Source organism: Dyadobacter sp. (assembly GCF_039919315.1).
GTDB lineage: Bacteria > Bacteroidota > Bacteroidia > Cytophagales > Spirosomataceae > Dyadobacter.
In genome coordinates this window covers 1-20,782 of record NZ_JBDSFX010000095.1, presented here as the reverse complement: position 1 = coordinate 20,782, position 20,782 = coordinate 1, and the positions used below count along the sequence as shown (strand labels likewise).

General features: G+C 42.7%; 23 protein-coding genes. 11 read left to right on the top strand and 12 right to left on the bottom strand.

Annotated features, from left to right (window positions below):
- Positions 1-5: 5 nt before the first annotated feature.
- The 9 genes from ABIO93_RS28010 to ABIO93_RS27970 all read right to left on the bottom strand — a co-directional run bounded on the left by ABIO93_RS28010 (position 6) and on the right by ABIO93_RS27970 (position 8,706).
- A complete protein-coding gene (locus tag ABIO93_RS28010) occupies positions 6-1,712 on the bottom strand; it encodes a hypothetical protein (RefSeq protein ID WP_348073324.1) in 1,707 nt (568 codons plus the stop codon).
- Positions 1,712-3,514: a hypothetical protein gene (locus ABIO93_RS28005; RefSeq protein ID WP_348073323.1), complete on the bottom strand. Its 1,803-nt coding sequence runs from the start codon at positions 3,512-3,514 to the stop codon at positions 1,712-1,714. The genes ABIO93_RS28010 and ABIO93_RS28005 overlap by 1 nt, the downstream gene beginning before the upstream one ends.
- Positions 3,515-3,564: 50 nt before the next feature.
- On the bottom strand, positions 3,565-4,716 hold the full coding sequence (locus ABIO93_RS28000; protein WP_348073322.1) for a hypothetical protein: 1,152 nt from the start codon (positions 4,714-4,716) through the stop codon (positions 3,565-3,567).
- 111 nt (positions 4,717-4,827) lie between these two features.
- Positions 4,828-5,484, bottom strand: coding sequence for a hypothetical protein (locus ABIO93_RS27995; RefSeq protein ID WP_348073321.1), 657 nt, complete (start codon positions 5,482-5,484; stop codon positions 4,828-4,830).
- Between the two features lie 230 nt (positions 5,485-5,714).
- Positions 5,715-6,122 (bottom strand): DinB family protein, encoded by a 408-nt coding sequence (locus tag ABIO93_RS27990; protein ID WP_348073320.1) that lies wholly within the window; start codon positions 6,120-6,122, stop codon positions 5,715-5,717.
- Between the two features lie 71 nt (positions 6,123-6,193).
- Positions 6,194-7,033, bottom strand: a complete 840-nt coding sequence (locus tag ABIO93_RS27985; RefSeq protein ID WP_348073319.1) for a helix-turn-helix transcriptional regulator — start codon at positions 7,031-7,033, stop codon at positions 6,194-6,196.
- An 86-nt stretch (positions 7,034-7,119) separates the two neighbouring features.
- Complete coding sequence (locus tag ABIO93_RS27980) at positions 7,120-7,593, bottom strand: OsmC family protein (RefSeq protein WP_348073318.1); 474 nt, start codon at positions 7,591-7,593, stop codon at positions 7,120-7,122.
- A gap of 29 nt (positions 7,594-7,622) precedes the next feature.
- Entirely contained in the window at positions 7,623-8,312 is a 690-nt protein-coding gene (locus ABIO93_RS27975; protein WP_348073317.1) for a transcriptional regulator, read from the bottom strand.
- Positions 8,299-8,706 carry an amino acid-binding ACT domain-containing protein gene (locus ABIO93_RS27970; protein ID WP_348073316.1) on the bottom strand — a complete coding sequence of 136 codons (408 nt, stop codon included), beginning with the start codon at positions 8,704-8,706 and terminating at the stop codon, positions 8,299-8,301. The genes ABIO93_RS27975 and ABIO93_RS27970 overlap by 14 nt, the downstream gene beginning before the upstream one ends.
- 175 nt (positions 8,707-8,881) lie before the next feature.
- Between ABIO93_RS27970 and ABIO93_RS27965 the strand changes: the two genes are divergently transcribed.
- The 7 genes from ABIO93_RS27965 to ABIO93_RS27935 all read left to right on the top strand — a co-directional run bounded on the left by ABIO93_RS27965 (position 8,882) and on the right by ABIO93_RS27935 (position 15,698).
- On the top strand, positions 8,882-9,358 hold the full coding sequence (locus tag ABIO93_RS27965) for a hypothetical protein (protein ID WP_348073315.1): 477 nt from the start codon (positions 8,882-8,884) through the stop codon (positions 9,356-9,358).
- A gap of 236 nt (positions 9,359-9,594) precedes the next feature.
- Positions 9,595-10,260, top strand: a complete 666-nt coding sequence (locus tag ABIO93_RS27960; protein ID WP_348073314.1) for a hypothetical protein — start codon at positions 9,595-9,597, stop codon at positions 10,258-10,260.
- Between the two features lie 53 nt (positions 10,261-10,313).
- Positions 10,314-11,018 (top strand): TonB family protein, encoded by a 705-nt coding sequence (locus ABIO93_RS27955; protein ID WP_348073313.1) that lies wholly within the window; start codon positions 10,314-10,316, stop codon positions 11,016-11,018.
- A gap of 308 nt (positions 11,019-11,326) precedes the next feature.
- Positions 11,327-12,835: a TlpA disulfide reductase family protein gene (locus tag ABIO93_RS27950; protein WP_348073312.1), complete on the top strand. Its 1,509-nt coding sequence runs from the start codon at positions 11,327-11,329 to the stop codon at positions 12,833-12,835.
- A gap of 118 nt (positions 12,836-12,953) precedes the next feature.
- Entirely contained in the window at positions 12,954-14,378 is a 1,425-nt protein-coding gene (locus ABIO93_RS27945; protein ID WP_348073311.1) for a prolyl oligopeptidase family serine peptidase, read from the top strand.
- 133 nt (positions 14,379-14,511) lie between these two features.
- Positions 14,512-14,925 (top strand): hypothetical protein, encoded by a 414-nt coding sequence (locus ABIO93_RS27940; RefSeq protein WP_348073310.1) that lies wholly within the window; start codon positions 14,512-14,514, stop codon positions 14,923-14,925.
- A 317-nt stretch (positions 14,926-15,242) separates the two neighbouring features.
- Positions 15,243-15,698, top strand: a complete 456-nt coding sequence (locus ABIO93_RS27935; RefSeq protein WP_348073309.1) for a hypothetical protein — start codon at positions 15,243-15,245, stop codon at positions 15,696-15,698.
- A gap of 25 nt (positions 15,699-15,723) precedes the next feature.
- Here the strand turns inward: ABIO93_RS27935 and ABIO93_RS27930 are convergent, their stop codons facing one another.
- Positions 15,724-15,993 carry a hypothetical protein gene (locus ABIO93_RS27930; RefSeq protein WP_348073308.1) on the bottom strand — a complete coding sequence of 90 codons (270 nt, stop codon included), beginning with the start codon at positions 15,991-15,993 and terminating at the stop codon, positions 15,724-15,726.
- A 430-nt stretch (positions 15,994-16,423) separates the two neighbouring features.
- On the opposite strand from ABIO93_RS27930, the gene ABIO93_RS27925 reads away from it, so the two are divergent.
- Positions 16,424-16,780 (top strand): hypothetical protein, encoded by a 357-nt coding sequence (locus ABIO93_RS27925; RefSeq protein ID WP_348073307.1) that lies wholly within the window; start codon positions 16,424-16,426, stop codon positions 16,778-16,780.
- A 13-nt stretch (positions 16,781-16,793) separates the two neighbouring features.
- Here the strand turns inward: ABIO93_RS27925 and ABIO93_RS27920 are convergent, their stop codons facing one another.
- Together ABIO93_RS27920 and ABIO93_RS27915 are read right to left on the bottom strand one after the other, a co-directional pair.
- Positions 16,794-17,045 carry a hypothetical protein gene (locus tag ABIO93_RS27920; RefSeq protein WP_348073306.1) on the bottom strand — a complete coding sequence of 84 codons (252 nt, stop codon included), beginning with the start codon at positions 17,043-17,045 and terminating at the stop codon, positions 16,794-16,796.
- A 91-nt stretch (positions 17,046-17,136) separates the two neighbouring features.
- Positions 17,137-17,508, bottom strand: coding sequence for a hypothetical protein (locus ABIO93_RS27915; protein ID WP_348073305.1), 372 nt, complete (start codon positions 17,506-17,508; stop codon positions 17,137-17,139).
- Positions 17,509-17,753: 245 nt separating this feature from the next.
- Here ABIO93_RS27915 and ABIO93_RS27910 point away from each other — a divergent pair, with 245 nt between their 5' ends.
- The 3 genes from ABIO93_RS27910 (at position 17,754) to ABIO93_RS27900 (ending at position 20,550) form a co-directional block, all read left to right on the top strand.
- Complete coding sequence (locus ABIO93_RS27910) at positions 17,754-18,176, top strand: hypothetical protein (protein WP_348073304.1); 423 nt, start codon at positions 17,754-17,756, stop codon at positions 18,174-18,176.
- A gap of 302 nt (positions 18,177-18,478) precedes the next feature.
- On the top strand, positions 18,479-19,861 hold the full coding sequence (locus tag ABIO93_RS27905; RefSeq protein ID WP_348073303.1) for a site-specific integrase: 1,383 nt from the start codon (positions 18,479-18,481) through the stop codon (positions 19,859-19,861).
- A 17-nt stretch (positions 19,862-19,878) separates the two neighbouring features.
- Positions 19,879-20,550 carry a hypothetical protein gene (locus tag ABIO93_RS27900; protein WP_348073302.1) on the top strand — a complete coding sequence of 224 codons (672 nt, stop codon included), beginning with the start codon at positions 19,879-19,881 and terminating at the stop codon, positions 20,548-20,550.
- Positions 20,551-20,782 lie beyond the last annotated feature (232 nt).

The window sequence follows — 20,782 nt, the reverse complement described above, 5'->3', positions numbered from 1 at the left end:
AAAATTTAGTTAACAGGCACATTATCAATGAATACCAATCCATGTTTGTCTTTGCCTTCGCTGGTAACCTTGCTGCCGTCTTTGCGGATCCAGGTAATGCTGTAATCGATTTCCTGCTGATCGTTCGGTACTGTGATTTCCAGGTTCCTGCTTTCTGGGTTTTCGGGAGGCTTAATCGTGATGCGTTCCGGTTTTTGCAGCCCGGCAAACGGATAGCTCGCCTGAACCGAAATGGCTACTACGCCCATTTCTTCCAGCTTTTTCATGTCTCCTGTGAAATCCATCTTCCATCTTTTGTAAGGCAGGTAAACATTGACCACCGGAGAGTTTGCCTTTGTCCATTCCGAAGCCAGCCGGCCACCGCCCGGAAATTGCCACGTTACCTGGTACTCGTAGTTCAGCCACCGCATCCGGTCGTGGTCGCCCTGGTTGAGATAGGACATGGACGGGCTGGCGCTTTTTTTGAAGAATTCTTTATTGATCAAAATTTCTTTCACGGTAACCGAGCTATCCTGATGGATTTTGCGGAGCGTTACCACCACATTGTTGACCATATTGTTAAAATCCCTTTCAACCGCCCCGTCAATGTTAATACTGACTTCCCGTTGCTGAAATGTTTCGTCGGATAAAGGAACATCACGAAAAACCGCCGGATCAGTCCCATACCTGCTGTAAATGTCGCCGATATTGAATGTGAGGAAATGGTGGCGCTCCAATGTCGACCGTCCTTTGAAATCGTAAACGGTGCTTCCCTCGGTCCGCGTTGACTTCCTTTTGTAAGAAGCATTCAAGGCAAAAGGGATTGCTTTCTGAACTTCTTTGAGCGAATTGGCAATGATTTTCGGGATCTGATCTGTGACATCATCGGACTTGTTGGTTTCCGTTTCGGGCCTCACCGGCTCGTACAGAAGCTCTACCATTTTGTTGTAAACCCTGTCCACCAATGCTTCCATGATCCGGTTCTCCCCACTGGTCGTGAGCCGGATCGCCTCCTTGCGCAGGAGCTTGTCAATCTCGATCTGAACGTCGGTACCGAAGTAGTAAATTTTGGCCGTCACTCCGCCTGAGTTTTCCAGTTGGGTTTTGGCCCAATCCACTTCCAGCTTGGCATTGTAGGAATCGCTCAGTCCTTCAAAAGTAAAATCAAAGATCACCGATACATCAGAAGTCCCGGTTTTGAAGCTTTCCAGCAGAATTTTTGAATCCACGGGGGTTAACTCAAATGAAAATGCCAGGCTGCTGTTTTCCAGGACCGGGGCCTCTCCTGTCCGTAGCACATGACTCTGTTCGCGGTCCAATGTCGAGGAAATCAGCGAGTACCGCGCTTTTTTAAAAATAACCGGACCTCTGATCGTAGCCTTGGGAGCCGCTTTTTTCTGTAAAATACCTTCTGCCTTGCGAACCTGCTCATCGGTAGTATTGTACGTCACCAAAAAGTGCAGCACCGCCCCGCCGCCGGCATCGGAAATGGATTTTCCAGAGGTATTTTCCTGGTAAGTCACATACCTCAAAAACGAAAATCCTGGTAATCCTTTTTCCGTCGTGGCCAGGCTGGTACTCGTAGGCAGGTAGTAGTAAGTCAGCGAATCGGAGGCCAGCGGGAAACACCAAAGGCTACCCGCCTTGATTCCCCGATCAATGGAAATTTGCTGCGCGGCTACGTGGAATGTGCCTGTGAGTACGAGAATGCATGATAGGATGAGCGTTTTCATTATTTCTGTAATTGACTGGTGGCTGGGGTCTGCAGGTAGAGGTAGTTTTCTCCTCTTGCCAATTCTTTCAACTCTTCCTCCACTTTTCCGGCATTGCCGTACCAGGTGATCTGATAGGCAATAGCTTCATTTGCGTCGTGAAAAAGGGAGAATTTGAGGGAAGCACTTGCGTCGCTCTGTTTCAGCGCGAAACTTTTCTGCGTCTGGGGCTGCCTGTTGAGCACGACGAAAAAGCGAATATTAGCTGAAATGTAGCCTCTGTCTTTCATCGTATTTTTATCAAATTCCAGTTCCACCACACGTTTTTTGAATGGCGGTACCAGGATCACGGATGACCCGTTCGCCTTGATCCAGCCGTTGTTATCCGCAGGCTCCCTGATCGAAATGTTATTTCCTTTGAGGCTCCAATCGATCTTGTACTGGTAATCCAGCCAGTTTTCACCTTTCAAACCAAGACGGGGGTACTTGACAATTTTCAGGTCGGAGCCCTTTTCCACATCCGATTTTCGAATCACAATGTCCTCGGAAACATCATTTTCACCGGAGGCGTATTCTTTTCTGAATGTGACAGAAACAAAGTTGAGCAGGTCGGAGAAAGTCTCGGCAAAAGATCCGTCGAGCTGAAATGTTACCTCCCGTTTCTGAAAATCCGGATCGTCGAGAAAAACAGTGCGAAAGTATTTTTCAGGACTTTGGGTAGTAAGCTCGGTGTACAGCCCACTCAGATTTCCGGATGCGAATACTGGCACTTTTATCGAGGTAGCCTTGCTGAGGTTCAGGTAAAATTGGCGCGTCCTGATGTCTTTGATATCTTTCAAAACAAACTGATGATCGGTATAGTAAGCATTGTTTTCAACGCCACGGAAAAGCCGGTTGAGCCAGCCGGCCTGTTGTCTGCCAGCCAGTTGTCCTTTTTCAACGGCCTTCTCTTTTTCCGGTAGTACTGCCCATCCGTTCTGGCTGTCGAATAGCAGGGTAGTCAGCTTTTCGGTCACCAGATCAAGGATCTTTTGCATGTTATCAGCCTTGATACCCAATCCTTCCGACCGGTCAAAAACTTCTACCTTCATTACCTGGCTTTGCTGTAAATCATCCACGATCTTTCGGATCTGCGACTTGTCAAATCCTTCCTGATTGGACATGATCTTGCTAAAATGCGCATACAATGTCGATACTTCCACAGAAACAGAAGCATTGTAGCCCTGAACATATGCCTCGTAATATCCTTGCAATGAAACAGATACATCGGAGGTATTGCCTTTGAACGACTCCCATAACAATGTCGCACCTTCCTGATTGAGATTTACTGCGATGGCAGCCCTGGATTTGGGCAGGAACGGGGCGAACGTGGAGGTCAGTACTTTTCCTTTCAAAAAACGGTTGTTCTCCCCTTCGTTCATGATCGCCGAAACGACTTTGATATTTGCCATTCCGTCTTCTCCATCTACCATCGCCTGCTGCATAGGTACCGGGCCCGCAATTCTGGCTCCCGGTACCTTCTTTTTAAGTTCTGCTTCAATGGATTGGATCATGTCGTCGGGCAAACTGAATTCGATGAGCGCATGAAAAATCCCTCCATTGTTCTCATTACTGGCCTTGCTCACGTATTTGATGCACAGGAATTCGAAACTGTTATCGTCTTTTCTGGCGATACGGGGGAACTGCGGAAGGTAGTAATAAGCGGTGGGGTCTTTCAGGTCCTGCAGGAGTTGCACCCCGTTGATCATCAGCCGGCCCTCGTCGTATTTTACAATGCAATAGCCGTCCAGGCTGAGGAGCATCAGCAGCATTAATTTTTTCATGACGTTGAATTTAAAATACCCAAAAACGAATGAAATCCGTTCTTGTTAAGTCATTTATGTATTTTGACATCTTCATAGAAAACCTCATTGAATACGACGTACCTGGCCCGTTCCATTTGCTTGATGATATCGTTAGTGAGCGGTTTGAGTTTACCGTATCCGTCCAGGGCATATAGGAACATGCCGTCACCACCACTGCAACCCTTCCAACCCACTTTGCTGCTGATGTTAATTTTCCCGTCTTTTCTTGTCACAGGAACCATAACCGAGCAGTCCCTCGTGCAGCCGGGAGGGTGAATTTTCATGTGAAAATCAACATTAAGATCTGAGAGAAGTAGCCTGGATTGGATATCAGGTATCACTCTGAGTGGCGTAAGTACTGCATTGGCAGCTGCCGTAAACTGGGTTGCCATATCACCTGTAAAAACGTATTTAGCCTTTTCGATGATTGGGCAGGCGGGCGTAGGGGTGGTATTTGATGATTCCCATCCACCACGATCGCAGCCCGTCATCCAAACCTCACACATCATGAATTCCTTGTTTTTGTATGACTTTGCGACGCCGTTAATGAGCTCTTCAAGAATCTTGAATTCAAAAATCAGGGTCTGTATTTTCACGCCTCCATGCGTTTTTTGTAAAGCCACTTCCATACTTTTCAATCCTTCTGATGCGTTTGTAAGATAGGTACCTCCGTCAACCTTGAATTTGGCTAGTAAAATTTCTTCAATGCTTGCACGGTCCAGGCTAAACGTCGTCGTTCTGCGCTCGGCGATTTGCGCGAGAATTTCCTTCATTCTGTTCGTCGCCAAAGCGTTTTCAATCCGTATTTCTTTTTCAAGTCGGGCCTGATCGAGTCTATAAATATCTTTGAGGAGATCCACGCCAAATGAGACACCCGGAACATCGGGAATCGAACTATCCAGAACTTTCTCAAAAACCTTTGTGAAACTAAATGTCCACACACTTTCAAAATCTGACGATTCGACCTTAACACCGTCCAGTCTGCTGAAAACAGCGTCAAATGCCGACGCAGAATTATTTAGCATGTCCTGATTAAGTTGAAGTACACGTGTTGAAAGGTCACGTATCTTAAGCGCATCCTCTCTTTCTAGTTCAAACTCGATCCCCGGGTCTGCTGCCTGCGCCAATGCTCGCGATGAAACGAAGCAGGTGATGATCCAAAGTAATAATACTGTTTTCATGTTTCGATTTGTTTAAATTTTAATGAGCGGTTTTTGACTTGATGCATCAAAGTTGACGACTATTCAGGCCTCTGTAAATCGCATAAATTGATGATATTAGAAAGCGGTAAATCAAGGTGTTACATTGATGGAGCGGGCATAGGAAAGTACGTCGTCCGCATTTTTGATGCCCCGTTCCAGCTGCCATTTTCCTTTTCTGTTAATACCTGCCTGGATTTCATCCTTATTTTCCTCACAAAAGGCTTTGAACGAGTCCCAGCTGTCAGGGGCAAACTCTTTCTTTTTCATGACTTCAACGATGTTTTCAACGCCATAAGGAAGCCAGTGCATGAGTTTGGTAAGGCCCAAATAAACCTCCCCTGAGGCATCTATACCAAGCATTTTCGCATATTTGGCTGCCGAAGCACCCCGAAGGTCAACCAGTTTTACACCTGCATAAATCGAATAATCCCGGTCGGTACTCAGTCTTTCATGGTCTACTTTTAACGCTTTGGATTCGTCGGGATGCAACTGGAAGTAACCACGCTCATCCAATGAGGTGTGGCTTGCAATACTTCCGTCCGACTCTTTCTTGATCCACGCAATCAGGAATTCCAGTGGCCATTCGCCCCGGTATTTTTCAAGAGAGGGGATGAGCACACGGAATCGCTGCGGAATGTTGCTGGTGTCGGCAGTAATGAGCGAATGGTTTGCGGGAACATTTGCATAGGCAATGTTCGAGGCGCAGGCAAAAAAGCAGACTGTCAGAAATGATTGTAATGTTTTCATGGTAGGATTATTTAAAATGATTTGATTGATTTTGAATCTTACACTTCAAAGTTCCCTACTATATAGCGGCCTGTAAATCACATAAATTCATGATTTTAGTTTTGGGATAAATGAGTGAAAACGGGAATGGTATGATTATAAAAAAGAAACGGCCTCATTGATAATGAGACCGTTGAAGCAAATTGAAAGGGAAAATGGTATGGGCCAATTTAGGTAACCGGCCCGGTGGGCTAATAGATGTATTCAGGCGGGGTAATGCCACAGCAGCGCAGGTAGGTAGTAGCCTGTCCGCGGTGGTGGGTAATGTGGTCCAATGTAGTGTGAAAACCAGCGATGGCCTCATTTCTATCAGATAACTCCGCGAGGGTTTTTTCCAGCATTTCAAAAGCATCAAGAAGGTAAGTGGCAATTTTGCTTTTGGAGGTGAGGCTTGCCGGTGGGTTCCAGTCGGTTTCTATACCCCGAATGTAATTTTCTTCCCACCAGTAAATCCCATAACCAATGTGGTTCAATAGCTCTCCAAAATTCCAGACAGTATCCACAGGTTTGAAACCATAGGTATCGGCTGGCATTGCGGCAGCTACTGCCAGTGTATAACTTTTAGAGTTGGTAAGGATAGTTTTTAGTTGCTCTTTCATCGTATTGTTGTTTTAGTGATGAGCAAAACTATCAGGTAGCGATTTTATTCATTTGAGGAAAATTGCTGTTTTCATAAACGAGTGGCAGTGGGAGCTTTGCCGAACTGATTTTTATAAGCTGTTGAGAAATTTTCCAGGCTATTGAAACCACACGAAAAAGCAATGGTCGTGATCGGAAGGTCGGTATTGGATAGTTGAAGATTAGCCTGCTGCAACCTGACACGAAGCAGGTAATTGTAAGGACTGGCATTGGTGATCTGTTTGAAAACCCTGTTGAAATGATAGGGGCTCATATTGCCAAGGTCCGCCAGCTGCGATAGGGAAAGATTTTCGGCAAATGAATCATTGATGAACGCCTTCACCGATTCAATAACTGGCAAGTAATTCCTTTTTTGCTTGTAGCTAAGTTGAAAACCCGAAGTGTCATTTTGGGAAGACGAAAGTACCTTCAAAAAAAGATCTGTGATTAATTGTTCAGCAAGCAGCCGATGAAACCGGGACTGACTCATCATTTGGAATATGTGGTGGTGAAGGTATTCCGTCTCAGGAGTTGCTTTGATCAGAATAGATTGCAAGTCAGGATTCTTGAAAAACCAGGAGTACCCTTGGTTTTGCGTCCGTAAATGCTCCAAACTGTCCGCTCCCAGCGAGAATATGGTACATTGATCAGGCATGTCATGCACATGACCAACCCGGTACTCATAGCCTGGTTTCGATATCAAAAATAACCCGTGATGCGCATCAAGGTCATTTTTGAATGTCTTAAACAAAAAATTACCAGTCCTGACGTAGGCAAAAGAGAAATTTTCCTGGTATTCCGTCGCTGAAACCTTACAATCGTGGCACTGACATAAAAAATTATGTACAGAACATATTTTTGAATGATAAAGCGATTGAATTTCTGCTTGCATAGCTATTTCTGAACGAAATCTATGCCAAATAAAATGATTGGTTGTGACAACAGTATGTCAGTAGGGGGATAGAAAAAGCAGAATTGTTAATCAGCAACCCTACAAACCGGTTCATGATGCACCTTAAAATTGACTGAATTAGCGATGAAACATAGTTCATTGGCTTTTTTATGTAATGCATTTGCTGTTTCAATCATTGAGTTTTCAGTAACCGTTACGTTAGGATGCAATGTTACTTCGGAAAAGTATCCGCCTCCATTGGCGGTTTCAACCATGACGCCTGTGGCGTGATCCGTGTAATCCGTTACGACTACGCCCGCTTCGGTGCACAAATGCAGGTACCATAGCATGTGACAGCTTGATAGCGAGGCAACTAATAGCTCCTCAGGGTTATGTTTGGTCTTGTCTCCGCGAAATGCAGGGTCAGACGATGCAGCTATTTCTGCTTTGTTATTGACCAAAATAGAATGGCTTCTTTCGTAAGCTTTGTAATCGGAAGTACCAGTTCCGTTGTTGCCGGTCCATTGTATGGTTAGATTATAGTTGTGCTGTTTAGCCATTTATTCAATGTGTTTTCTGAATGTTTATTTTAAAATTCCAAACCTAAGCTATTCGATAATTGCAGCTTACCGGTTGGGGTAATGATAATTTCGCGGGAAAACTGTTTTCTTCTGATCCAGTCATTTTTCATCAATCCGTTAAGCAGTGACGTGCCCAGGGCACCAGCCAAATGATGCTTTCTTTCACTCCAATCCAGGCATTGATGAGCAAAAGAACGCTTTTGAGATTTACTCTCTTCGGGATTGATTCCAATGGATTGAAACCAGACAACTCCCTCGGGGGTTACGGCATACCTCTTTTCCTCGATCCGAAGCATGTTCCTTTGAACCAGAGAAGTAGTCAGATCGACACCGAATTTCCCGGCCAGATGGTCGTAGCAGGTTCTGGCGTAGGTAAAATCATTTTGAGCAGGTTTCCGAATTCTTGAATGCTCATTGCTCAATGTCACCAGGCTCGCCATAGACTCGATCACCTGCGCTACCTCCGCACTGGCATAGCGATAGTACCTGTGCCTACCCTGTTTTTCAACGCCCAGCATATTCGCATTGATCATTTTAGCCAAATGATTACTGGCAGATTGGGCAGAAATATTGGCACAAATGGCTAATTCTGATGCCGTATAGGCACGTCCGTCCAGCAAGCACCAGAGCATTACGGCCCTGGATTTGTCACCTAAAAGCGCAGCAATTTCACTAAACTGGTTTTCAAATTCCTCCATTATTGTTATGGCTCTTGCTCCATTGATCCGACACTAATTTACCGTTTTCATAATCATCCACAACCAATATGAGTTGATTAGCATGATCACTGTAAAGCGTTTCAATGTTCACGCCGGCTTGTTGCATTAACCGCGTTATCATGCCCAGTTGGCCAGGAATGTCTTGTTTTAATCGCTGAACAAGGATTTCATTTTCCTGAATAACCTCAATTCCCACAGATTCCAGCGCTAACCTTGCTTTGCCACCATCTTCAAAAAGAAAATGAGCAATACCACTTTCCGCAAAAGTCCATGCACCGCCACCTTCAATGCTAACACCCGCCGCTGCCAATGCTTCGCCCATTGCAGCCAATGCGCCCGGGCTATTTTTCAGTCTTATTTCTAAATCTTTCATCTGGATTGTTTTGGTTCTTTTAATTAGGACACAAAATTATCGGCTTTGTGAAAAGACATTTCATTTTAAAATGAACAGTGGAAATTTGACCAATAAAACCTACCATTGTTAAGTAGTAAAAGCAGGAAACAACGAAAAATGATTTAACTGTGTCGATATTGAAAATCACTTACAGATGAAAACAAATTGTAATCGTGCTGTCGCATTTCAATTTTTTGTAGCACTGAGTTTCGCTTTTGTTGCTTGCGACAATTGTTCAGATACGGTTGACGCTCCCGTGAGTACACCCATTACGTTTTCAATCGTTGATCCCGTCGGAAACAATCTCGTGGATACGTCTCGGTCTTACTATTCGGTTGATTCAGTCAAGCTTTTCGACATTGAAGATAAGGAGTGGCTATATCTGACTTACCTATATGTTCCCGCTGCTGGGGGATACGTTTTTTCTACAGATTGTCGAAAAAATAGCAGCGGGAAATCGTCATTAATTCTTAAACTGAATAGCATGGACTCTGATACGTTGGATGTGTGGTATAAGCAAAAGGATACCAAATGTTTTACTCTTTATGAATACACATATTTTCAGCATAACGGGAAAGACTTACGACAATCACCTCTGACTTCCGCTCTTCTAATCACCAAAGCAAATTAGCTGGAAAGATCCGCGCATGTTGCAGTTTTGACAAAACGTCTGTTTCGCGAGAATAGGGCCTGTTTTTATGCTACTGTTGTGCGAAGTCCGAGAGTACTTTTTGGTTAACCTAAATTATTAAACCAATAAACTTTTAAATTCACTGAATTAGCACTGAGACGAAGGGCAGAAAGCGAAAGCGAATTTTAATATATTCGATCATCAAACATGCCACAAGCTCAAACTAGCAGAATTCAGTGAATACATTATTACGCCTTTGGGCCGCCCAGTTGGTAATCCTGATTGGATGCTCATCTATCCAGGATTGTCCCGAGGGAATTAATCGGCTTCCTATGTATGGCAATGCGAAAAAATGTCCCGAGCAGATCGAGGCAGATAAGCGATTTATAAAAGAAATGGAGCAATCATGTGGAGGTGACAGAATAATGGCAGCAAAAGATAGGGTGGCAAGAGCTTGGAATTATTTCGACAAGAATGTTGCTGACACCGCTATGATGCGTTTTAATCAGGCCTGGTTGCTGGACAGTACCAATGCGGATGTTTATTGGGGTTTCGGAAACTTACTGGGCGGCCAGGAAAAATTTAAAGAATCTCTTCCATTTTTCAGGAAATCACTTTGGCTTAATCCCGATAATCCTCGTGTCTGGGAAGCTGCGGGTCAAAGCTATGGTAACATGTATGGCGATACGCGTGACAAGAATGAAATGGATAGCTGCCTTTACTATTTAAGAGGATCATTTACCCGGGATCCAAAAGGTATCGGAACAATTTCCAAATTGACAATTGCATACACTTACGCAATGCAGAAAGATAGCGCGGTCAAATATTTGAAATTGGCAGACAAGATCGATACGACGCTAGTCCCAGATGAAATCCGAAAAATGATAAGGTCTTTAAGATAACTTTGTGATATAGCTAATAGTCCCATATGGTCAGGTTTTGTACTAGTTTGATTTTGCTAAGTTGCCTTAGTTTTTCAGTTGCCTTTGCGCAGGATGACACGATCCGTATTTTCTATGATGAAAACTGGAAAGAAATTGCGGATCCCGCGTCAGCCGCCTTTCGCAGAGTTGCTTTTAATAATGACAACGGATTTTGGCAGGCAATGGATTACTACCGGACCGGGCAGTTGCAAATGAAAGGCGTTTTTTTGGACAAAGATTTGAAAAAAAGACAGGGGCCTTTTGAATTTTATTATGAAGACGGTAAAATTCAGTCGCGGGCTATGTATATGAATGGCAGTCAGGTAGATGATGAAATTACATATTACAAAAATGGGCAGGTTGATTCTCATTTGCGCTATGACAATTCAGGCAAACAGATCGATGCTAAGTACTACAGAGAAGACGGGTCAAAAAGCTTGTTTGTCAATGCGGAGTTTCCTGGGGGAATGACCGAAATGTATCGATTTATTGGCGAGAAAGTAGTGTACCCCAAGTCGCTGCCCAGGCGCGGAATAGAAGGAAGGGTTTTTATCAGTTTTTCTGTGGATACGAATGGAAATTTGGTCAACATTTTTGTTTTTGGCTCCCCACATGAATCAATGTCAAAGGAGGCAATTCGTGTAGTGAAAGCGATGCCTAAATGGAAGCCAGCCCAGCGCGACCAAGTGCCGCTCAGTATTAAGTATAATTTGCCTATTTCATTCACATTGAATTAATAAACACCGTTTATACGGGTAACTACATTAATTTAAATATTTTCGGGCTCTCTATGCCATTTAGCTCTGCCAATGCTACGCAGAGTAATTTCTCTCTCCTTGCATTCGGAAGTCACAAAGATCAGTGACCTAAGTTTGGCCAGGTCAATTTCTCTTCTACATATTATAGTAAGAATTCCTCTAAAAATTAAGCAACCTAGCTTTTTTGAGTATATATAATATATTTAAATATAACAGTAAAAACCCTATCGAGGCCACTTTTTCGAGTGTTGAGAACTCAACATAATCAGCGTCAAATGATGAGAAATTTGAAAACTAGATTTGTGATTTTGCTATTTATAACCTGTTTCGGCATGCAGGTTTTCTCCCAAACACCTACACGCATGGGCCCGGCACCCGCCGCAGAAATTGCAAAAGCGTTGGTTGTCGTGGAAGCTAATATGGATAGTTTGAAAGCCCATCAAAAATATATATATGCGATGGGAATGAAGAATCCGCTTCTTTTGGACCAGTACGATGTGTGGATGAAAAAATATCCGAACAATGTGAATATTCCTTTGGCCATCGGTACAGTTTATTTTAAAGCATCAATGCCCCAGCCCAAGGACTTCCTGTTAAAAGCTGCCGCAATGGATCCAAAAAACGCTAAAATATGGTCTATGCTTGGTTCAGATGCATATATGGGGTCGAAATACGAGTTGTTTACGGAATATACGGAAAAGGCAGCTTCCCTGGAACCATCAAATGCCGGCTATGCATATAGTTACCTTATGTCTTTTGAAAGTAGTAATCCGGATACATACGAGAAAAAAGTTTTTGAATTTGTAAAGGATTTTCCTGAGGATCAACGTGGGGCGGCTGCCATATATCAGTTAGGTCTGCGGGCTAAAAATCTGGATGACAAGATTCACTATTTTGAAGTGCTCCGGGAACTGTATCCACCACAAAAATTTGAATGGTCAGTTTCCGGGACGGCGAAATTAGCAGATGCTTATCTGGAAACAAATCCTGAAAAGGCCTTGGCGCTGATCAACGAAATGGGTTGGGAAGGCGATTGGAAGATCAGGAAAGAATTGGCTGAATCATTAATCAGGATTGATAAACTGGACCGAGATCAAAATTATAAAGAGGCTATCATGAGTCTTGATCAGGTTAAACTTCCCCGGTCTAGTTACCTGGACGACTTTATTGCGCTTAAAAAAGCTTCCTTGCAGGCAAAATCCGGCGACATTAAAGCGGCGTACGACAGCTTGTCCGTAAAATTCGCAAAACTACCCACTGACGCGCTTTACAGCGCACTTGAATCGTATGGACAGAAGCTTGGCAACGACAAAGGACAGGTTGATAAAGACATTGAAATGATCAGGAATAGCACGGCTGTTACTGCTTACCCGTTTGAGCTGGGCCTTTATACAGGTGACGAAAAGTTAGATTTGAAATCGCTGAGAGGTAAGGTAGTTTTGCTTACATTCTGGTTTCCTGGTTGTGCACCTTGCAGGGAGGAATTCCCGCATTTTCAAACGGTTGTCGATTCATTTAAGGGGGATAGTGTGGTATACATCGGTATTAATGTAATTCCAGCGCAAGACGGCTACGTGCTTCCTTTTATGAAAAATACCAAATATTCCTTTATCCCATTACGCAGTACCTTCGCTTCTGCCAAACAAAGCTTTGGTGTTGAGGGTGCACCTGAAAATTTTGTGATTGATAAGAATGGAAAAATTATTTTCAAAGATTTTCGTACGAATAGCTCCAATCACCGCACATTGGAATTGATGATTTCTTCATTATTGGAAAAGGGTCCGGCGAAGGAATAGAATGTAATGTTGCCGACACTCCTTACTTTACATTAAGCAAGGCAAACGTGGAATATTTAGTCGAGGAAGCTGAATTTAGTATTTGTTCAGCAGCAAAGACTTTTCTGTTTTAAAAGCCATGATCTGGACCCGAAACATCTATAAATCCGGGAGCGCCCTCCTTGCACTCTCCGTCATAACGGCAGTTTTTGATCGTATTATGTATCAGTGGATGGGGATGGATTTTTATGGTCGTGAATGGGCTACGCTACTTTCCTTTAAAAACTGGTTTATAGTTGAGAACATCGTATATCTGCTGGGAGCTATATTTTTGATCCGATATTATCACTACAAAAGATATCGGATTGTCGTATGGACGACGATTATTGCGGCGATATCAAGTGCATGTTTTGCTATATTGGTGTACCTGGTAATGTCATTACATCGCGAACTGCAAAGCCTATATAGCCCTGTCATGTTTGTGAATATGGGTGCTCACATCCTCCTGGCGGCAAGTTTGATCTTTTCCGAATCGGGCACGCGGCATTGGTTGAAGTGGTCGGGGATTGTATTAGGTTTGGCCATATCAATGCTTCTCGTGCTAAACCTGTACCTTATCGGTTCGGGGTTGACCATGACGGGAACACCTGAAAAGTTAAACCAGGCATTAGCATGGATTAGCACACTTGTTCCCATTCTATTCATTTTAAATTTTTCGGACGAATCAAAACACATTCATACCGAAAAGCAAAATAATCCCGAGAACCTGGTTTCAGAAAACCGGTTAAACATTTTGATAGTCCTGTGTGTTGGGATAATGCTTTGGTTCGGCGCAAGTATGATCGAGCGTGATTATGTCTTATTTCACGTACCGGAAGACGCAAGGGTTGCGGCGCAACCTTTTGAGGTCGGATCATATGTGAGTAGTACCGGAGATTCCTTGTTGTACCGGTTTATGAAGCCTTTGAACTACGATCCCAATGCGAAATATCCATTGGTAGTATGCCTGCCCTTTTTCTGCGCAGACGACAATGACCGTCAGATACTGTGGAACGGACCTGCGGAATGGCTATCGGAAAAGGGGAACAGAAGCAAGTATCCGGCTTTTATTTTCGTTCCAAGATGTCCGAGAGGAACAGGCTGGGGCGGAATACCTAATCATCCTTCGATTGAAAAACTTGCATTGGAGGCGATTGCGTCGCTGGCAAAACAGCCGGGCATCGATCCAAAAAGAATATATGTGACCGGCGTTTCCCGGGGCGGATACGGGTCGTGGCAATTCATCGGGACCCGTCCCGACCTGTTCGCAGCAGCGGTGCCTGTCTGCGGCGGCGGCGATCCTGCTCTTGGCAAAAATATGGTTAATGTAGCTGTTTGGGCTTTTCATGGCGCAAAAGACAAAAATGTTCCCGTGTCAGGTTCGCGGGACTTTGTTGCAGCCATGAAACGTTCCGGCGGTAACCCCCGCTACACAGAATTTCCAAACCTGGAACATGCTATTTTTCACAAAGTCAAAACCACACCAGGCTTGCTGGATTGGCTGTTTGCACAGAAGCGGAAATAGGTGTTTCGGAAAGAAAAGCCTGTTTTATAAAACCGTCCGGGGCTGTTGGATAACTCATTAAATCATACGATTTTTAATACGAGCAACCAAAGTCCTTATTATGGTGTCATTCAGGTAGATAAATTCAGAAACTATGAAATTTGTTGTAGCTTTTTTTATAATGTGGAGCGTTTATGCGTGCAAGTCGAAAGAGCTGTCTAAGGTTCCCGACGATCTTGTTGGTAAATGGAAAATGACCTCTCAACAGGTTACTAAGGATGGCATAGTCGAATGGCAAGATGTTCCGGAAAAGGATTCCATTTACATGTTTTTTAGTCGGTATGGCGAATATGTAACATCGAATGGCCTTGTCCTCCCATGTGGTCCATCGTCGTTGAGGATTAATGGTAGCTTCCACAAAATCGAATTTCATAGCGAACCTTTTATTAGCATTATCCTCGGTCTTTGCGCCGAATGTCCTACCTGGGATCTCGAACTGGATGAGACACGCCTCATTCTTCAAAGATGTTCACCAAATTCAAAAATGTTATTTGTGAAGGTTGATTGATTCTGATTGCATATCAGATTTATATATCTTTAATACAACAACGTGAACACTTCAATATGACTAAGCTTTTCACAGCGATCTTTGGATTGGGAAACCAGGAGATATTTCTGACTTCCCTAGCAATCATATTTTTTGCTTTGGTAATATGGACTATCAATGATCTGATGTTCAATAAGGAGCTGGCGGTTGTGCCAAAGTTAATTTGGCTAGCCGTTATCCTCTTCTTCCCTTTTTTGGGTACGCTCATCTACCTGTTTTACGGGCGATCCGAGAAACATTTGAGCAATAATCGATGATGTAATTTCGTGTGCGAGTTTATGACTGAGGGGCGAAGAGAATTTGGATGGTTTGGGTCTTCTATTACATTTATAGCAGGGGTAGTTTTCCTTGCGCTCACGTATATAATCTATCGGGATGATGCGTGGCAAGATGAAATGGCCAGTTACAGCCCGGTAGTTTGCATGAAAATTACTGGTAGATATCGGGGAGCTGGAACAGTCAAACTACCTGCCGAGATCTACGCTGAATATAAAGGTAAAGCGTACAAATTTGAGCTTGGTAGAAAGTATTTTCGCCGCATGATGGGCGTTGATACCATCGCAGTTTACTTCGATTCTGCAAGCGGAAGGGCAGTTCTTCCCACATCGGGAAACGTCCGGCATTTTGCTTTTTTATATGTGATGATTGCTGGAATGGGGGTAATGTTGATCTGGGTTAGTATAAATCAGTTTGTACAGCTTGCCAGGGATGCCCGGGCAGAAGGGATTAGCTGAAAAGTTGATGCTTATTGGCATAAGATTATTTATGCAAATGCTGATGGGCTCTAATCAGCCCGCGGATCAAATCCTCGATCACTTCGCTGTTTTCAAAAACTTCGGCAATTCTGTACGGACTTAGGTTCCAATCGTTGTCGGGATGCACATAGCGTTTCACCATGTCATTAAAAAGCCTTTCGATTTCTAGCAGGTCATATTCTGTGCCGAGGAAATTGGCTACAACTTGCTCTTTGGTAGGTGTGTACTTTTGTGGATCTTGAAAAAAAGCCATCGTGCATGTATAGGTTAGCATGATGCGCAACTATAAACGGTGCCGCGCTTGCCGTTGCTCAACCCAAGTAAGGGCAATGGTGTTTAATCCATTACGGTAGCCACGACACCGTCAATCGGTGTAGGCAGCACATAACGGCACCAAACAGATACTATAAAATTGTAATGGTGCCGAGACACCTTACTTGAATTGAGCGTGGCAAACGTAGAATATTTGGTTGAGGATGCCAAAAAGAATTTTCCTTCGGTAGGGCTTTTTGCTTGTAGACAATGTTGCACCTGCGAAGCATTCCTGGATTTCATTTTCAATCCCGCAAAATTCTACCGGACGACAGATTGGCGTTTAGGATATTGTTAATTAAATATATAATCAGTTACTTGCAGCAGTAAGCTAACCCGATGACAATCGAATGGTTAGCATTGTAGCAAACCATTACAAAACTAGTTGAGCCATGAAATCAACCTTATTTTCACTAGCCTTCACGCTTTTTTTGATCTCTTGTTCTAAAAAGGAAAATGCCCCGCCGGATATAACAATCGAGCCAACAAATGAGCTTGTGGGCACAATCTGGCAAAGAAATCTTAATCCGGAGCTATACAATTATCTGGAATTCAAAAACACGAAGGAAGTAGAATTTTCGTCAAAATATAAAAGCGAGTTGTCAATCCCTGTGGCGCATCCCTACACTTTAAAAGAAAAAACCGTCGTATATAGAAGCAATGGCTTCAACTACACGGGTACTATCTCGGCCGATACCATGTTGGTGATGGGTACCGCCGGATTAATGACCTACGTAAAGTTACACTAACTCCGTCTAGCACTTATTTTAATTCATATTCAGCAATCAAAACATCCGGAATAAACAGCAGCTTACTGAACTTGCGGACCATTGTTAGAGAAAGAACTTGCTTGTAATTCAATACCTTACTTATGGTACCCTTGTCTCCATATTCTTTGGCAAGATCAATAGATTTGTAACCAAAATCCTCCATTCTGATTTTGATGAGTTCTACCGGATCTACCTGTGGCAGGTCACTGGTTTTTTCTTCGTAGTCGGCAATTAAATGGGCCAATAAAAGATTCTCTTTGTGAGCAGAACAAAGAAATATAACTACCTATCCCTAGCTCATTGAGGATGCTAACAATGTTACATCACAGTGCGGATTATCGGTAAGAATAACGATAATAGTGGCGCACGGTATCGACAGAGTTTTCATAACTATTCAGCAGCTCACTGGTTTGCATTTCTCTAATATCACTGCCAGGATTTCTGCTTAAATAGTATTTAATGAATTTTGATCCGTACTGCTTGATAACTGAAAGCTGAGCGAGGTCCTCTTTGTAAAAATCGCGGGATTCGACCATTCGTAGATACAAAGAATCATTCTGATAGAATGCAATGTAGTCGCTTCCATCATTTTCATGCTGAAACGTACGGCTATACCCTACGGATTCAGGAGTGATTGTTTGACTGGGAGTAACCGTTTTGATCCATTCCCATTTTCCCATCAATTCAGAGCTCAATGGCGGAGCCATACAGCCACAAATTTTCTCGCATCCTTGTGCAAATATACATAAAGTCAAGATCAAGCATTTCGAGATTACTTTCATCATAAAATTTGTGATTTATACTTTTATTGACCCAAATGTTCTGGTAGACGTTGCATCACATGCAGGAACTTACTTGCTGTAAAATCTATGCAAAATCTTGATTGCTAGCAACTAACATTTGTACCTTGTGGTATACATACTAATTTCTACTAGCAAACACATTACAGGCCATGAAAACTACTATACTTTTTATCCTTTTAGCGGGTATTTGGATAACTACCGGCTGCGAGAACGATGTTGACCCGGAGGTGGAAACGCACTATTTTGAGGCTGATTCTGGCCGTCAAAAAGCAATTTCAAAGTTGTTTGAAATTTATAGTTCTTCTGATAAAAGCAAACCCTATTATGAAGTAGTGTCTAAAGGCTACCGTTTCATAGTTAATTACTATCCCAGTGGAGACTTGTTAACGATATGCCACGATACCGGCAGTGGATGGGGTGGACAACTTAAAAATGTTACGGATGCGAAACTGGAGAGATTAGCGACATTAAAAGTTGAGTTGGACGGGATCAACCAATATGTTATTAGTGATACGACTGTCCAACATAACCGACCAATTGTTGAAGTCAAAACAAATGGGAGGCCTAATTAATGTTTGCAACACATCGGATTTGTACACAAAAAAACCTCAACTCGCTATCGCTAGCTTATTGAGGTCTTAGAGTAGTGCCGAAGATGGGACTCGAACTAGCCAAATTGTATGTTTTTGAAAACTGCCAAAATTCCGACAAAATCGCTTATAATGAACTTTGAAGGGGTTTTTTTGAAACAATGAAATTCAAGTAGGTTCAGATAAATACAAAGAAATTTAAAAATGCCGTCCAATAACCCGTCCAACGGATTGTTGATTTGCTATATTTGCTCTGTGTTAAATGCTTTATACAAAATATCATCATGGCTAAGAATCAGGAGGCAGCAATTACGTATGTCCTGCATAATCCGAAGTCTCCGACTGAAACCCCTATTTACGGTATTGTGAGATTCAATAACGACCGGGTAAAAGTTGCGACTGGCTGGAAGGTGTTACCCAAAAATTGGAACGGTGCGACTTTCGACAAATCAGGTAAACTTATTGATCAGGGTAAACAACGTGTTAGGAATGTTGTGGCCGCAACTAACCGGGAAGCTATAAATATGTTTCTGGATGGTATGGAAACGGCTGTTGAAGGCATATTGACAGATTTAAAGGCTAATCGGGTAACTATTACAAAGGAGGAGGTAAAGCGGCGTGTTGATCTGTGGAGAAACCCGGCACCTGTTAGAGTTGCGCAAAATGACTTGTTGGCCTATGCAGAGGATTTATTAGAGCGTAAGGATTCTATCAAGGTAAAGTCAGGAAAGAGCAAAGGTCGGAAGCTTTCACCGGGTACAATACAGCGATACCGAACCACCGTAAACGGGTTAAAGGATTTTCAAAAGGTGTACCCCCGTAAAATGGCCTTTGCTGACATAGATAGTGTCTTTTATGATGCATTGGTAGACTGGTTGACCTATACCCGCAAATACGCTCAAAACAACGTCAGTAAGTACGTTGAGAATGTTAAAACCTTCATGCAACGGGCTTTTGATGAGGGATTGCACAAAAATATCTCGTATAAGGCATTTGGAGGAATGCGGGAAGAATCAGAAAATATATATCTGACTGAAAATGAGCTTGAAACTATTTATAAGCTGGATTTGTCCGGGACACCAGGAATGGAAAGGGTGCGGGACTTATTTATTATAGCGGCTTGGACTGGTTTTAGATTCTCCGATTTCTCAACGCTGCAACCTGAGCACATTAAACAGGATGAGGAGGGGAATTATATCATAGAAAAACGTCAGCAAAAGACGGAAAATAAAGTTTATGTTCCCGTATTCCATTACTCTACTATTGAGATTTTGGAAAAGTATAATTTTGTTCCACCGCGAAGTATATCAAACCAGAAAACCAACGACTACTTACACGACATCGCAAAATTGGCCGGATTGAATGACCGAATCTTAAAACACCAACACAAGGCCGGGGAGTTGAAAATTAAAACAGAGTCGGGATGGGATAAAATGAGTATAGGGGTTGAAAAGTGGTCGCTGGTGACCTCGCATACTGCTCGGCGGTCATTTGCTACCAACATGTTTAAAAGGCGCGTCCCAGTGTTTATTATCATGGAGTGTACGGGACATAAGAAGGAGGCCGAATTTAGAAAGTATATCAAGGCTGACAGTTTGGAGAAAACCCAAATGATACGGTCATACTTCCCGGATGCTGGAAGGACGAAAACTTTAAAGATTGGCTAACCAACATTGATAAAAACTTGAATATTGATAAATATATAAAATGGCTGTTTGACACTTGTGAGAAAGTTGAGAAGGAAAATGATGGTATTATTCCGGATTTGTATAGAAAGAATGCATTCTTGCCAAATAGTGAAGAACGAGCCTATTTAACAATTCAGGTTGAAAAGGATGTGAATATGTTGATTTATGGGTTGGAAGGGACGGTAAATAGTAGTGTCTTATCGGAATTAGAGGTAATAGAAAAGGAGTATAAGGATATTTGGAAACTGGATTTTAGATACAAACAGTATTTTATTGACGGCAAGCCGATTGAACTATCAGAGGAGGATACATATTCGAGCACGATATTTGAGTTTAGGAGAGCAGTTGGTAGCATTAAATTTGATAGCTATTTGAGAGACAGAAGTGAGGAGTTGAAAGCTATTCCAGAAGGCAAACAGGATAAATTAGTTTGGCTCGGTCAAATAAATGAATTGCCTGACCTGATTCTATCATTAGTAAGTAAGGGTAAGATTGAAGCCCCAATGATTGGAGGCTACCCAAATGTTAATAGACTTACAAAAATGATTTTAACGGCCTTCAAAACAAAAGATGGCGAATTAAGTAAAGAGAGTATTTACAAAGGTATAAGTCCTAATACCAAAAAGGGGAAAATAGCCCCTTCTAAAAAGGGAAAACTAGCAGACTGAATATCAAGCAGTTGTCAAATATAGTAGGTGCAAATTTTAAAATTTGCACCTACTTGCACCTTTTCGTCATACCACTCAAAAGATAGATTTGCCCTGTCAAATAGATGTAAAATTCATTTAAACAGGTGTAAAGATGGTAGGTGAAAACCCCACAAAATTAATTCAAATTGAAGGTCTAAGCGTTCAGGCACTACTAGGCCGCTTGGATAGTCTTAGTAATCAATTATCTGAA

Bases quoted from the DNA above. Each gene is read 5' to 3' on its own strand.
- ABIO93_RS27935 (WP_348073309.1), top strand. From the start codon at position 15,243: ATGACTGAGGGGCGAAGAGAATTTGGATGGTTTGGGTCTTCTATTACA.
- ABIO93_RS27980 (WP_348073318.1), bottom strand. From the start codon at position 7,593: ATGGCTAAACAGCACAACTATAATCTAACCATACAATGGACCGGCAAC.
- ABIO93_RS27975 (WP_348073317.1), bottom strand. From the start codon at position 8,312: ATGGAGGAATTTGAAAACCAGTTTAGTGAAATTGCTGCGCTTTTAGGT.
- ABIO93_RS27915 (WP_348073305.1), bottom strand. From the start codon at position 17,508: ATGGCTCCGCCATTGAGCTCTGAATTGATGGGAAAATGGGAATGGATC.
- ABIO93_RS28010 (WP_348073324.1), bottom strand. From the start codon at position 1,712: ATGAAAACGCTCATCCTATCATGCATTCTCGTACTCACAGGCACATTC.
- ABIO93_RS27905 (WP_348073303.1), top strand. From the start codon at position 18,479: ATGGCTAAGAATCAGGAGGCAGCAATTACGTATGTCCTGCATAATCCG.
- ABIO93_RS28000 (WP_348073322.1), bottom strand. From the start codon at position 4,716: ATGAAAACAGTATTATTACTTTGGATCATCACCTGCTTCGTTTCATCG.
- ABIO93_RS27985 (WP_348073319.1), bottom strand. From the start codon at position 7,033: ATGCAAGCAGAAATTCAATCGCTTTATCATTCAAAAATATGTTCTGTA.
- ABIO93_RS27965 (WP_348073315.1), top strand. From the start codon at position 8,882: ATGAAAACAAATTGTAATCGTGCTGTCGCATTTCAATTTTTTGTAGCA.
- ABIO93_RS27910 (WP_348073304.1), top strand. From the start codon at position 17,754: ATGAAAACTACTATACTTTTTATCCTTTTAGCGGGTATTTGGATAACT.
- ABIO93_RS27970 (WP_348073316.1), bottom strand. From the start codon at position 8,706: ATGAAAGATTTAGAAATAAGACTGAAAAATAGCCCGGGCGCATTGGCT.
- ABIO93_RS27990 (WP_348073320.1), bottom strand. From the start codon at position 6,122: ATGAAAGAGCAACTAAAAACTATCCTTACCAACTCTAAAAGTTATACA.
- ABIO93_RS27945 (WP_348073311.1), top strand. From the start codon at position 12,954: ATGATCTGGACCCGAAACATCTATAAATCCGGGAGCGCCCTCCTTGCA.
- ABIO93_RS28005 (WP_348073323.1), bottom strand. From the start codon at position 3,514: ATGAAAAAATTAATGCTGCTGATGCTCCTCAGCCTGGACGGCTATTGC.
- ABIO93_RS27925 (WP_348073307.1), top strand. From the start codon at position 16,424: ATGAAATCAACCTTATTTTCACTAGCCTTCACGCTTTTTTTGATCTCT.
- ABIO93_RS27940 (WP_348073310.1), top strand. From the start codon at position 14,512: ATGAAATTTGTTGTAGCTTTTTTTATAATGTGGAGCGTTTATGCGTGC.
- ABIO93_RS27995 (WP_348073321.1), bottom strand. From the start codon at position 5,484: ATGAAAACATTACAATCATTTCTGACAGTCTGCTTTTTTGCCTGCGCC.
- ABIO93_RS27930 (WP_348073308.1), bottom strand. From the start codon at position 15,993: ATGCTAACCTATACATGCACGATGGCTTTTTTTCAAGATCCACAAAAG.